12 protein-coding genes and 1 tRNA gene are annotated in these 12,354 nt (G+C 51.3%); 7 read left to right on the top strand and 6 right to left on the bottom strand.

The window, feature by feature from the left end:
* Nucleotides 1–187: 187 nt before the first annotated feature.
* The 5 genes from AC55FS_RS08075 (at nucleotide 188) to AC55FS_RS08055 (ending at nucleotide 5,247) form a co-directional block, all read left to right on the top strand.
* Complete coding sequence (locus tag AC55FS_RS08075; protein WP_496935565.1) at nucleotides 188–643, top strand: MaoC/PaaZ C-terminal domain-containing protein; 456 nt, start codon at nucleotides 188–190, stop codon at nucleotides 641–643.
* 21 nt (nucleotides 644–664) lie between these two features.
* Nucleotides 665–1,693, top strand: a complete 1,029-nt coding sequence (locus AC55FS_RS08070; RefSeq protein ID WP_496935564.1) for a DUF2157 domain-containing protein — start codon at nucleotides 665–667, stop codon at nucleotides 1,691–1,693.
* 393 nt (nucleotides 1,694–2,086) lie between these two features.
* Entirely contained in the window at nucleotides 2,087–3,424 is a 1,338-nt protein-coding gene (gene ccoG / locus AC55FS_RS08065) for a cytochrome c oxidase accessory protein CcoG (protein ID WP_496935563.1), read from the top strand.
* 328 nt (nucleotides 3,425–3,752) lie between these two features.
* The gene (locus tag AC55FS_RS08060; RefSeq protein ID WP_496935562.1) at nucleotides 3,753–5,099 is read left to right on the top strand and encodes an aspartate aminotransferase family protein; all 1,347 of its coding nucleotides are present in this window, start codon (nucleotides 3,753–3,755) and stop codon (nucleotides 5,097–5,099) included.
* A 57-nt stretch (nucleotides 5,100–5,156) separates the two neighbouring features.
* A tRNA-Ser gene (locus AC55FS_RS08055) sits at nucleotides 5,157–5,247 on the top strand.
* A 238-nt stretch (nucleotides 5,248–5,485) separates the two neighbouring features.
* Here AC55FS_RS08055 and AC55FS_RS08050 read toward each other — a convergent pair.
* Nucleotides 5,486–7,078 (bottom strand): OmpP1/FadL family transporter, encoded by a 1,593-nt coding sequence (locus tag AC55FS_RS08050; protein ID WP_496935561.1) that lies wholly within the window; start codon nucleotides 7,076–7,078, stop codon nucleotides 5,486–5,488.
* A 226-nt stretch (nucleotides 7,079–7,304) separates the two neighbouring features.
* Between AC55FS_RS08050 and tsaA the strand changes: the two genes are divergently transcribed.
* Complete coding sequence (gene tsaA / locus AC55FS_RS08045; RefSeq protein WP_496935560.1) at nucleotides 7,305–8,027, top strand: tRNA (N6-threonylcarbamoyladenosine(37)-N6)-methyltransferase TrmO; 723 nt, start codon at nucleotides 7,305–7,307, stop codon at nucleotides 8,025–8,027.
* Nucleotides 8,028–8,052: 25 nt separating this feature from the next.
* On the opposite strand, the gene tmpT is transcribed toward tsaA, so the two are convergent.
* The 3 genes from tmpT to AC55FS_RS08030 form a co-directional block, all read right to left on the bottom strand.
* On the bottom strand, nucleotides 8,053–8,694 hold the full coding sequence (gene tmpT, locus AC55FS_RS08040; RefSeq protein ID WP_496935559.1) for a thiopurine S-methyltransferase: 642 nt from the start codon (nucleotides 8,692–8,694) through the stop codon (nucleotides 8,053–8,055).
* Nucleotides 8,695–8,848: 154 nt separating this feature from the next.
* A complete protein-coding gene (locus AC55FS_RS08035) occupies nucleotides 8,849–9,187 on the bottom strand; it encodes a VOC family protein (RefSeq protein ID WP_496935558.1) in 339 nt (112 codons plus the stop codon).
* Nucleotides 9,188–9,217: 30 nt separating this feature from the next.
* Nucleotides 9,218–9,781, bottom strand: coding sequence for a PhnA domain-containing protein (locus tag AC55FS_RS08030; protein ID WP_496935557.1), 564 nt, complete (start codon nucleotides 9,779–9,781; stop codon nucleotides 9,218–9,220).
* A gap of 347 nt (nucleotides 9,782–10,128) precedes the next feature.
* Between AC55FS_RS08030 and AC55FS_RS08025 the strand changes: the two genes are divergently transcribed.
* Nucleotides 10,129–10,872, top strand: a complete 744-nt coding sequence (locus AC55FS_RS08025) for a substrate-binding periplasmic protein (protein WP_496935556.1) — start codon at nucleotides 10,129–10,131, stop codon at nucleotides 10,870–10,872.
* Between the two features lie 16 nt (nucleotides 10,873–10,888).
* Here the strand turns inward: AC55FS_RS08025 and AC55FS_RS08020 are convergent, their stop codons facing one another.
* The gene (locus AC55FS_RS08020; RefSeq protein ID WP_496935555.1) at nucleotides 10,889–11,038 is read right to left on the bottom strand and encodes a hypothetical protein; all 150 of its coding nucleotides are present in this window, start codon (nucleotides 11,036–11,038) and stop codon (nucleotides 10,889–10,891) included.
* A 361-nt stretch (nucleotides 11,039–11,399) separates the two neighbouring features.
* The gene (locus AC55FS_RS08015) at nucleotides 11,400–12,272 is read right to left on the bottom strand and encodes a metal-dependent hydrolase (RefSeq protein WP_496935554.1); all 873 of its coding nucleotides are present in this window, start codon (nucleotides 12,270–12,272) and stop codon (nucleotides 11,400–11,402) included.
* Nucleotides 12,273–12,354 lie beyond the last annotated feature (82 nt).

Raw genomic sequence — 12,354 nt, 5'->3', positions numbered from 1 at the left:
TCCACCAGCCTCGTTCTGAAAGCCTGCAAATCTCGCGCAGAGGTGTGCAGAATTTTTCAGAGGCTACTTAGGCACCGGATTATACAATCCAGCAGCGAGGTGCGTTAGAGATACCTGCCTTGCTTTCACCTTAGTGACTATAGGGTACACTCAGCAGATCACCCCGCTCGATACTAAGGAAAGCAGAATGCGGTATTTCGAGGACATTGCCACAGACACGACCTTAATGCTCGGACCAAGAGCACTGAGCCTAACGGATTCACAAGATTTTTGTCGCCAGTTTGACAACTTGCCTATTCATATGGATGCCAAACTTGCCGAGCAGTCGATCTATGGCGGTTTAATTGCCAGTGGCCTGCATACCTTATCCCTCAGCGCCTCTATTGTTGTTGATGGTTTCTTGGCAGATACTTCCATGACAGGCGCATCAGGCATGAGCAATGTGCGCTGGCTCAAACCTGTCACCTTGCCCAACCAGCTGTCAGTACGCTTTAGCGCCATTAAAAAGACGCCACCCAAAGCTGGGCGTAACTTTGGCAGCGTGCTCTGTTTATTAGAAACCCTCGATAGCGACGATGATTTGGTGATGACGGCAGAAGTAAACTATCTATTTCATTGCCGACCGACAGAGAAGCACATATAGTAAAAACACGAGACCTTGTGCATGAACATAACCAAGAAGCAGTTAGAAGACGCAGCCACAGAGAATATTATCACGGCGCAACAAGCCGAATCCTTGTATCAATATCTAGCCAGCCGCAGCAAAGATGTTCCTAGATTCACCTTTACCCATGTGCTCTACTACCTAGGCGGATTGATCGCCATTTCTGCCATGACGCTGTTTATGAATCTGGGCTGGGAGGCATTCGGCGGCGCAGGCATAGTGTTTATTTCCATTCTCTATGCCGCAGTCGGCTTAAAAGTTTGCCACGCTTTTGCAGCCAAGAACCTCGCTATTCCAGCCGGTATCTGCGCCACCTTTGTGGTTTGTTTAGCACCGCTGGCCATCTATGGGCTACAGCTATGGTTAGGAGTTTGGCCTGATGATAGCGTTTACCGAGACTATCACAGATATATCAGATGGCACTGGCTCTATATGGAGCTGGGCACTCTAGCAGCAGGCGTTGCCATTGCCTGGAAATATAAGTACCCATTTTTAATCATGCCAATTGCCGTCACACTCTGGTATATGACCATGGACATCACTGCCATGATTTCAGGCGGGGACCTCAGCTGGGAGCTTAGAAAGTTAGTATCCCTCTACTGCGGCCTGTTAATGATAGGCCTGGCCTTCTGGATTGATATTCGTTCGCGAAAAACCGCCGACTATGCTTTTTGGGTTTATATCTTTGGCGTTCTGGCTTTCTGGGGTGGCCTGTCGTTGCAACACTCAGACGATGAGCTGTCAAAATTCATCTACTTTTGCATTAACTTGCTTATGATAGGCGTCGGTGTCTTACTGGTTCGCCGAGTCTTTGTTATTTTCGGTGCACTTGGCAGCTGCTTTTATGTTGGCCATTTGGCAGCAGAGGTGTTTAAAGATAGCTGGCTATTTCCCATCGCCTTAACTGCCATCGGCTTTGGCGTTATTTATCTGGGTGTATTGTGGCAAAAACACGAGCATAACATCACTCGAAAAGCACGCCGCTTTCTTCCTCAGCCACTACAAGAATTACTCGATGGAAAGCCCTAGGGCCTGATCACGCTGCCATGAGCCAACCTTTGCTCAACTAAGACGCGAAGATGGATTTTCAGGCTCCTCAGCGCACACAGCTGGCTGCCTCCGGAATGACTAGCGATTAAACCAGACCAAGGCAGCCACTGGCCCCGTTTATTACTCTGCTCTCTCCATTTTTATTCTATCAACTCAAGCGCAACCGGCTGGCGACAATACCGCGACAGCCTCTTATACAAGACTCGCGACATATCGCGAGGCACGATATATCGCGGCTAAATATCGCGACGAAACCCAAACAGTTAGCACCCACTATCACGCCAACCATTATAAAAACTAAGCCAACAACTCTGGCACGTTCTGTGTACTAAAGGCGGCAACCCGTGATTATGATGCTGAGCGAGGCTTTCCATGCCATCACACCCACACTCCAACCTGATTGCCACAGATGCCCCCCTGCCCCACAGAGTGCGGCTATTTAACGGTCGTTTTCGCAACTGGCGCCGGGCAGCCAGCTGGCCACTGCTGACTTTTTTCTTTTTAACACCCTGGTTAAGCTGGAATGGCGAGCCAGCGGTTTTTTTAGACCTTAACGAAAAACAATTCCATATTTTTGGCTGGCTACTATGGCCAAAAGATTTATTAATGCTGACTCCAATAATGATTGGCAGCGCCTTTGCCCTGTTTTTTGTTTCCATGTTTGCCGGACGCCTGTGGTGTGGTTATAGCTGCCCACAAACCGTATGGACGTTTTTATTTATCTGGCTGGAAGAAAAAATCGAGGGCTCGCGCAATTTGCGCCGTAAGCTGGACCAAGGCAAAGGCAGCCCAACGCAAAAGCTGCGACGCGCTGCTAAATATGTGGTCTGGGCCGCTCTGGCACTGGCCACGGCCATCACGGCATTAAGTTATTTTTACCCGCTGGCGCATTGGTGGCAGGACGTCTCCCAAGGCGATATTTCAGCCGTCGCCATCACCTGGGTGGTCATTATTGGCTCGCTCACCTTTGTAAATGCAGGCTGGCTGCGTGAGCGTGTATGTACCCATATGTGCCCCTATTCGCGCTTTCAATCAGTGATGTTTGACAGCCAAACCTACACAGTGCGCTACAACGCCGAGCGCGGTGAGCCACGCGGCAAAAAAAGCGATAGCGGCAAACCATTGGGCGATTGTGTTGATTGTGGTGTGTGCGTACAGGTATGCCCAACCAATATTGATATTCGCCACGGCCTGCAGATAGCCTGCATTGATTGCGCCGCCTGTGTCGATGCCTGTGACTCCATTATGGAAACCCTCAATCGCCCCAAAGGCCTGATTGCCTACGAGCCAGAAGAACAACTCACGCTGGCGCAGCGCTGGCGCTTATGGGGCTACGGCAGCGCCGCCAGTGTCGCCTTTGTATTAGCCTTATTATTACCCGCCATGGCACCCGACATTGATATCAGCAGCGAACGCGACCGCCAGCGCCTATACCAGCTGACGGCGGCTGACACCATTGAAAACAATTACACGGTGAAGGTTCACAATCGCCGCCAGCAGGATGTCACGGTGACTATCTATGACGGTGACAAGCCCTTAGCCGAGCTGTTTTTAAAAGCCGGCGCACGCGGCAGCGCCGATATCGCCATCGAACGCTCGATGGACTTTGCCGAGCAACAGGTGGCCATCCGCATACATCATGGCCAACAGGATGAAATAGAAACCCTGAACTTCTCTAACCCGTACCGGCATAGCCTGGCAGCGAACTAACAATCCTGATTGGGCACCGACCTTATAAAAGGTGCCCAAGGCATTTCCTCGTGCGGCACATGCTTCCGCTTTGGCCTGCCCGGAGACTCTTCTCGCCTCCGGTGCAGGTCTTTTTTTGCCACCAGCCATCTGCATCAGTCCTGCCAGTTACGCCAGCGATCGTCCATCGTCAATGGCGGCCATTGGCATGCACTAACGGTCAATTTCAGCTTTTTATCACAAAGCGAGCGCCGTCCCTTGAATCAAGCCAACCAGCGCGTATCATCGCGCCAGCTACGGGCACACTGCCTGTTTTTCTTTTTTGCCACTGCGCTACCGGAATAGCACCATGACTCACTCAATAGCCAATAAACCTCAGCGCGATGCCCTGCTCGCCACCGCCCATACACATATGCCACTTGGTGTGGCCGACAGCTATCGCTACTGGGGCGATGACAACACGGTCTTTGTTGAGTCATTAAAAGGCTGCACCTTGACCGATGTTGATGGCCAGGAATTCATCGATTTCCGCCTTGCTTATGGCCCCATCATTCTCGGCTATCGCGATCAGCGCATCGACCAAGCCGTAATCGAAGCCATTACCAACATTGGCACCATGTCTGGCTTTTCTACCGGCCTAGATGCCAAGGTGATCGAGCTGGTAAAAAGCCTGTGTCCACAAATTGAAAAAATGCGCTTTGCCAACTCAGGCACCGAAGCAGTATTAGGCGCCGTTCGCACCGCACGTGGCTATACCGGACGCAACAAGATTGTGGTGGTCGAAGGCGGCTTTCACGGCCTCTACGATGAAATGATGTGGAAGCCCGACGTCGATGGCTGGAACCCAGACGAAAACAGCGCGCCTGAAATCAAATCCTTTGGCTGCGGCATTCCTGAGGCCAGTCGTGAGCACCTGGAAACCATTTCCCTCAACGATCAGCAAGCCTTAAGCGATGTCTTCGCACGCCTTGGCGATGACATTGCTGCCATCGTTATTGAGCCTATTATGGGCAACTGTGGCTCTATTGCCGCCAGCCAAGAATACATGCAAGCGCTGCGCGACCAGTGTGACCAGCACGGCGCACTGCTGATCATCGATGAAGTAAAAACCGGCTTTAGGGTTGCCAAAGGCGGCGCCCAGGAGCTGTACGGCATTTATGCCGACCTCACCACCTTTGCCAAAGCCATGGGCAATGGCTACCCAGTAGCGGCCTTCGGTGGGCGCGCCGAGGTAATGGACACCATTCACTTTGGCGCCAAGGGCGTTACCCATGGCGGCACCTACACCGCCAATATGATCGCCCTGTCGGCCGCCTATGCCACCTTGAGCGTACTCAAAGACACCGATGCCCTCGAAACCGTGCATCGCACCGGCGCCGCCATTCAACAGGTACTGTCGCGGGTGTTTGATAAACATGGCATCGAGCACAAGTTTGCCGGCCCAGATTCGATGTTTGGCATTCACTTTAACACTCGCGCTCATCAGCCGGTGCCACACAACTATCGCGACTGGAAGCAAACCAACAGTGAGCTGTATACCCGCTTTGCCCATCGCTTAATTGCCAAGGGCATTATGTTAGAGCCAGATTCGCGTGAGCCCTGGTTTATTTGCGAAGCCCACCAGCAGATCGATCTCAACTGGCTGGAACGCATTGCCGATGAAGCGTTGGCCGAGGCCATGGCCGAGCAAGAATAATTTATTTAGCGGCGGGGTTTACATTTAATCTGAATCTGGTTAAAGTACGCGCCGCTTGGAGGGATGGCTGAGCGGTTGAAAGCACCGGTCTTGAAAACCGGCATACGTTAATAGCGTATCTAGGGTTCAAATCCCTATCCCTCCGCCATATTCTAAAAGGCCGCTGCAGAAATGCAGCGGCCTTTTTTTATGGCTTCACCTTCATTGCTGCTCCGCTACTGACTAGCGCCACTCATTTTTTCACGACCGCACTGCCATGCTCACAGCAAAACCTGCAGCTGCTTTCTACTGACAACTTTTGATCCTAAGCAACTCCAGCAGACGATAAAACACAGGCATAAAAAAACCGGGCACTGGCCCGGTTTTTAAATTGCACTAAAAATGCACTACATGCGGTAGTTCATTTGCAGAGAAACACCCAACGCGTCCATTTCATAGGTGCCCTGGGCATTTTGCAGACCTTTTTGGGTATCATCGAGGTCATAGTCGTATTCATTCAAATCCGACTTATCCATCAATAAATACGCCAGGCCCATATCAAAACTGATAGCATCATTAAGATGGTATTTTGCACCCGCAGTCAGCCACTGGCGGTCGTTATCCGGCACGCGAGCGGTACGGTGCTTCTCCGCGACTGGTGACTCATCAAAGGCGTAACCAGCACGCAGCAGCCAGCTGTGATTGACCTGATAGCTAGCACCCAAGGCATAAGACCAGGTGTCATGCCACTTCTCAACGATATGACCAATGTAGTTTTCACCCAGGCCACTAATATCATCGATAATGCCGCGACGCGTGGCAATCACATCAAAGTACTTAAACACCGACCAGTCGGTCCAGGTCGCTCCGCCTTGCAACTGCAAACGATCATTGACCTGGTGCGCCAAACTAAAGGTGGCCGAACGTGGTGTGGTTAAGGGTACACGCGCTTCCTGGCTTTTCACTTCGCCAGTAAAACTGCCAACAGCGTTCATCAGTTCAGCATCGCTTAAACCAAACAGCTCACCATTTTTCGCGGCAATGGCGGCATCCGCCAGTACTACACCGTTGTTATCTGGGTCCAGCAGCGGGTTGCCTTTTAAATCGGCCGAGAACACTTCAACGCCTTGGCTCTGCTTAAATTTGGCCGTGCCTTCCAGGTTCAAATCGATTTCTGAGCGGTAGGCAAAACCAAAGGTCGTGGCCGGACTGATATCCCACATAATGCCAAAATTCCAGCCGTAGCCTTTATCGTCGCCTTCCACTTCAAACTTATTGTCGTAACCCATATAGCTCGGGTCAGACAAGCCAGAAATAGCGTCGATTTTGCCACGCTGCTGTTGATAAGCCGCCGAGTTAGGATCCAAACCACTGTTATTTAATTGCTGCAATGCACCGTCGACGTAAGCCGATGGCACAAAAGGTACGGTATCCAATTGCTTCGATAGCAGACCTTCGGCAAACACAATATCGATGCCCACACCAATCGATAAGGTATCGGTCAATTGATAAGCGAAGGTTGGCTGAATATCTATGGTGGTCAGCTTAGTTTCGTCAGCAAATCCACCGACCAGCGCATTGCTTTGATAATCGGTATGGGTGCCAAAAGGGGCAAAAATACCCAGGCCAATGGCTGCTTTATCATCCAGCGGGCGCACATAATACATAAAGGGAATGGTTGGATTGGGCACAAAATCGCCACCATCACCATAAGCACCCGGCTCGTATTGATTCGACAGGCCGGCGCTATTGCTACGTTCACCGCTAAAACTGCCTTCAACATCGATATAGGTCACACCCACACTCAGTTCTGGGCGCTTAAGACGAGTCATACCGGCGGGGTTGTAAAACACCACAGAGGCATCTTCGGCAACGGCAGCACGACCTGCGTAGGCGTTACCAACACCACTGGCGCTTTGCTCATTGATCTTATATCCCGAAGCCATAGCCTGACTGGCCAGAGCTACGGCGGTAGCCAATACCGACGCTTGCTTTAACATGAGGGGAGTTTCCTTGCTGACTGTTATGTTTATTAGGCGCGGGTCGATGAACTGACCTCATCGCACCTGCTGAATAGAAAACGGCGCGAGTATGCCAGCCAACTCCAGGCCAATTTGTAACAATTTGTGCCAACTAAGTAACATAAGGAAACAGAGCGGTGAGAAAGCATCAGCAATGTCGAGTGATATACTGCCCAGCCAGCCGCTCTAGCATCGAGATTTTGCAGTGACGTCAGCAACAGACAGCCATTACAGCCTGCGCCCCATTGCCATCGCCCGCACGCCGTTTAAAGAAAAGTTTGCCATCCCCCGTCAGCCGCGCTTGGCGGATGCGGTCCATAGCCAGTTACAACTGCTGCCACCGTACGACGATGCCAGAGCACTGGCCGGATTAGAGCAAGTCAGCCATTTGTGGCTGAGCTTTATCTTTCACCAAACACTCACTCAGCATCAGCAGCCACATTTACAAGTGCGACCACCGCGCCTGGGCGGCAATAAAAAAATCGGTGTATTCGCCTCACGTGCCACCCACAGGCCAAACAATCTGGGCATGAGCTTGGTCAAATTGCTCGCCATAGAACCGGGCCAGCTGGTGGTCGCCGGTGCCGATTTACTCGATGGCACCCCGATTGTCGATATTCGCCCCTACGTGCCTTACGCCGATCAGGCAACAGACGCTCATAACCACATAGCGCCCGCGCCACCAGAGCAAATTGAAGTGGAATTTGCACCACAGGCCTTGCAGCAAGCTCAACAGCATGGCCAACGTTTATCGCAGCCGGTGCAATTAGTGATACAACAGTGCCTGGCCCAAGACCCCAAGCCCGCTTATCAGCAGCCTGAGCCGACGCGGGAATATGGTGTGCAGCTATGGGATATCAACGTGGTCTGGCACTACCCAGCTGCCGATCATATTCGGGTGTTGCGCCTGGAATTAGTGCAGCAATAAGTATTCAAGGCCCTCGGCGCAGACCCTAACGGGGCAGCAGTTTATACACTCGCTGAACAAAGGACGTTAAGCCACGCTCACGAAACCTAGGCTCTTGCTCAATCAGCTCACGACTGTCTAACAGTTCAATATGATAATGACTGCTGTAATGCTGCTGAACTTCCTCATCGCTGAGGGCAAAGGGCGGGCCGCTCATGCTGGGCTGGTGATAATCGAGGGTTACCAATAGCTGCGGCGCCGTGCCACTGATATGGCGCAGGTGACGGCTGTAATCTCGGCGCATGTTCTCCGGCAAGGCCACCAAAGCAGCACGATCGTAAATCCAATCAATGGCCGGCAGTACAGGCTGAGCAAAAAAGTCGCCGCAGATAAGCGTCACGCCATCGGCACGATAAACGCGGGCATCGCCTTGCTCACTGATATGCCACTCTAGCCCCAAGCTGTGGCTGAGCTGCTCAGACAGTTGCTGAATAGCGATATCACTGAGTTCAATGCCAACCACGCTATGACCTTGCTGGCGCAGCCACAGCAAATCTAGTGATTTACCACATAAAGGGACCAGTACGGTTTGCCCGGCTCTGACCGACAAGGTCGGCCAGTACTTCAGCAAGGCTTTATTTACTTCATCCAGATGGAAGCCAATTTCCATCTTTTGCCACTTATCCATCCAAAACTCAGACTGCATGAAACCTGTCTATCTCCGTGTTTATTGCGTTCACTCGGTGCGATCTACAATCAGCGCTGTGATCGCAGAGCCCATTCGTTATGGCTACCGAGTCACTTTATAAAGTGCCTGCGACTTAAGCGGCCATCAATGGAAATCAGCTCTCTGACCACACTGCCCACTCATTACCGCTGGGTTCTATGAAGTGAAAACGACGACCGCCAGGGAAGCTGAAAATGTCCTGCTGAATACGACCGCCGGCGGCTTTGACTTGCTCCAGCTTGGCTTCCAGATCATCCGCCTGAATCACTGCCAAGGCCGCACCATTGGCCATGCGACTGGCTTTATCGCTGCGGTAAAAGCCGCCCGGAGTACCAGCACTGGAGAAGGCGATATAATCGGGGCCATACGATTCAAACTGCCAACCAAACACCTGTTCAAAAAATGCTTGGGTAGCGCTTAAGTCGCGGGCCGGAAACTCTACGTAGTTAATCATATCAACGTCCTTGTTCGCATTAGGTTAGGCTCAGGATTTTTTCACATATTCGGCAATGATCACAATACGCTGACCGTTTACCCGCCCTTCAATGTGCTTAACATTGTCGCTTAATGAGATACCGCGCACAGCCGTACCGCGCTTGGCGGTAAAGCCGGCACCTTTAACATCCAGGTCTTTAATCAATACCACGTTATCGCCAGCCTGCAGCGCCACACCATTGACGTCCAGAGTCGGCTCGGCATCCATCTCGGCCAGACCACGATCGGCCCATTTCCGCGTGTCTTCGTCCAGGTACAGCATCTCTAACAGATCCTGGGCCCAGGTCTCGCTGCTCAACCGCTTAAGCATGCGATACGCCATCACCTGCACCGCTGCTTCTTGGCTCCACATACTGTCGTTTAGGCAACGCCAATGATTGGCATCCAGATCACCCGACGCGACTTGCCCCTGGCAAGTACCACACAGCAATACACTGTTATCCACCCGTGCAACACTGTCAGGCGGCAGTAAATAGCCCACCAACTCGTCAGTACCACCACATAGTTCACACTGCTCATTGGCGCGCTGGCGCAAAGCTTGTTCAACGTTCATGCAATACTCCTACAAAAGAGAAGGGATTATCGCACAGCCTTAGGGATTTGACTCAGCTTCTGCCATTTACGCCTTGCCCTGATGTTGGAAACTGGCCGATTTGCGTCGCAAAACCTAAACACGCCCTAGGGCCTGTTAACACTGTCTCGATCACGTTGTTATGAAATGCCCCCTCAATTAAGGCGCCAAGAGTGATGTTTAACCAGTTAAACCACACGCCTCACTCAAGAAAAACGGACGTCCAGCAGCAAAGAGCCAAATAGTGTTAACAGGCCCTAGGCTAAGCTAACATAACAACAACGATTCCTGTGGCCCTCCCCATCATGCAGCGGTGGTCTTTTTTCATTGTGATATGGCTGCTCCAAAGCAGCCTGGCAGCCGAGCCGTTGCAGCTGGTGACGCTGCAGTACCCGCCCTATATTTACGAGCAGCAAGGAATGGTGCGTGGTGTCGCCGTTGATCTGGTGCAACAGGCCTTCGCCGATATGGACGTCGACATCAACATTCGGATTTTGCCCTGGGCCAGGGCCATCAGTGACATTGAATACGGCAAAGCCGATGCCATATTCACCGCCTTTAAAACGCCGGAACGCGAACGCTTTGCCGACTACAGCGAGGAGGTATTGTTTTTACAAAATATCAATATCATCCAGGCCAGAGACCACCCGCTGGATTGGCAACGCCATGGTGCGCGCATGTCGTTGTGTTTGGTCAATAACGTTAGTTATGGCAAACATATGGATGCGCTAATAAAACAGTCGTATTTTGCTGACCTGTATCGCACTAACGGCGCCAGCCAATGCGCTCAAATGCTGGCCACCGGCCGAGCCGACATCTGGGTCAACAATGAATATGGTGCCAGAGTCATTATTCAGCGCCTGCGCCTGGAGCAAAAATTGCTCATTCATCAACCGGCCGTGCAAAGCACACCCAGCTATATCGCATTTTCTAAAAAGCGGCAGCGAAGTGCTATTCGAGATCGCTTTGACCGCGCGTTAAAAAAGATGAAACAAGACGGCCGCTATCAGCAGCTGATTGATCAAGCGGCCAGCGAGGCTGGCCTTTTATCACACGATACCTTATTGCATTAAGGCAACCCAGCTCCTGTTATGGCTGCGCTACTAGGGACTCATCAGCAGCTGACTCACTAAGCGTGGCTGAAGCAGCAAATGGCGCATGACTAGCAATACTTTTTTGGTATTGATTAAATCCATACGACATCAGTATGACAACAGCAAATAACAGCATAGCTTTCATAACAATACGCTCCTTTGTTGTTAGGACCTGTTAACACTATTTCGATCACGCTGTTATGAGCTGCCCCCCTCAACTAAGGCGCCAAGATGGATGTTTAACGAGTCACATGAAGCATAAGCAACACAGATCAAGGGATATTCCGCCACCGACGGACTGGGGGCCATCGTTCCCCCAGCTGTGTTATTTGTTGCTTGCGTAACAGATTAAACGACATGCCTTATTCAGGAAGGCTAATTCCAGCAGCAAATACCTAAATAGTGATAACAGTCCCCAGCAGCGTATGCCCAGATTCTGGCTAGGTATTGTATAAAATTGCCATCAGCCATATTTTCCGAGCTGAGTTTAAGGCTCGTTAAACGCCTTAGTGCTGTTGCAACGCCGCCACATCGGGAAAGCGCTGCTGCCAATCTTTGATTAATGCCTGTTGGTCGATATCCCACGGGTGAAAGCCGGTACGAAAGAACTTGGCCAGTCCTTTCATATTGTCGCGCAAAATTCCACGTTTTCCCCAGAAAAACTGCCAGGCTTGCTTCCACTCACCAACACTAGGCCAATGGCGATCGGCCCATAACATCTGCACTTGATACCAGGCCAAACGCGAAAACAAACTGACCATGGCGATCACCATCACCCGCTTGCGCATAAACTCCTTATCAACACACTGGCGATAAACATCAAAGGCCACGGCTTTATGTTCAATTTCTTCGACCGCATGCCAAATCAACATTTGCCGTATTGTGGGATCAACGTCGTCCAGTAAATCTGGATTCTTTAACAAAAACTCAGCCAACGAGGCGGTAAAGTGCTCCATCGCTACGGTTAACGCCAACTGCCTGGGGGGACTTAGGGTTTTTAAAAATTCAATGCGTTTTTGCACAGCGTCGGTAATGTTTCCAATCGGAAAACCCAGCGACTCAATAGCGGCATTGAGCTGTTCATGGGAAACACCATGATGCGCCTCCTGGCCAATAAAGCCTTTAATTTGCTGTTGCAGCTGAGGGTCCTGAATATGTTGGCGATAATGGCGTACCGAATGAATAAAAAAACGCTCACCATCAGGGAACAAGGCCGACAGCGCGTAAAAAAAGGTGCTCACCAGAGAGTTATCATGAAAGGTGTATTTTCGCTTAGGTGGCTGAGTTTCAAAGCGCATACGCCTGGGTTTGATATCCGGCTGCCAAGCCTTGCCATCGAGATGATCTGCCGTTTGCGTCATTGTTTTATTGTTATTCATGCGCACACTCCGTAGAAGTTGACAGTGTCACTATCGCACAGTGCCTAATGCAGCGCCCGGTGATAAGCTTGCAAACTGCGGT

The sequence above is a fragment of the Bacterioplanes sp. CLAM21 genome (assembly GCF_059641015.1).
This window is presented reverse-complemented; position numbering and strand designations above follow the sequence as displayed.

Excerpts from the sequence above, each read along its gene's own strand:
- AC55FS_RS08075 (WP_496935565.1), top strand. The coding sequence starts at position 188 with ATGCGGTATTTCGAGGACATTGCCACAGACACGACCTTAATGCTCGGA.
- AC55FS_RS08070 (WP_496935564.1), top strand. The coding sequence starts at position 665 with ATGAACATAACCAAGAAGCAGTTAGAAGACGCAGCCACAGAGAATATT.
- ccoG (WP_496935563.1), top strand. The coding sequence starts at position 2,087 with ATGCCATCACACCCACACTCCAACCTGATTGCCACAGATGCCCCCCTG.
- AC55FS_RS08060 (WP_496935562.1), top strand. The coding sequence starts at position 3,753 with ATGACTCACTCAATAGCCAATAAACCTCAGCGCGATGCCCTGCTCGCC.
- AC55FS_RS08050 (WP_496935561.1), bottom strand. The coding sequence starts at position 7,078 with ATGTTAAAGCAAGCGTCGGTATTGGCTACCGCCGTAGCTCTGGCCAGT.
- tmpT (WP_496935559.1), bottom strand. The coding sequence starts at position 8,694 with ATGGATAAGTGGCAAAAGATGGAAATTGGCTTCCATCTGGATGAAGTA.
- AC55FS_RS08035 (WP_496935558.1), bottom strand. The coding sequence starts at position 9,187 with ATGATTAACTACGTAGAGTTTCCGGCCCGCGACTTAAGCGCTACCCAA.
- AC55FS_RS08030 (WP_496935557.1), bottom strand. The coding sequence starts at position 9,781 with ATGAACGTTGAACAAGCTTTGCGCCAGCGCGCCAATGAGCAGTGTGAA.
- AC55FS_RS08020 (WP_496935555.1), bottom strand. The coding sequence starts at position 11,038 with ATGAAAGCTATGCTGTTATTTGCTGTTGTCATACTGATGTCGTATGGA.
- AC55FS_RS08015 (WP_496935554.1), bottom strand. The coding sequence starts at position 12,272 with ATGAATAACAATAAAACAATGACGCAAACGGCAGATCATCTCGATGGC.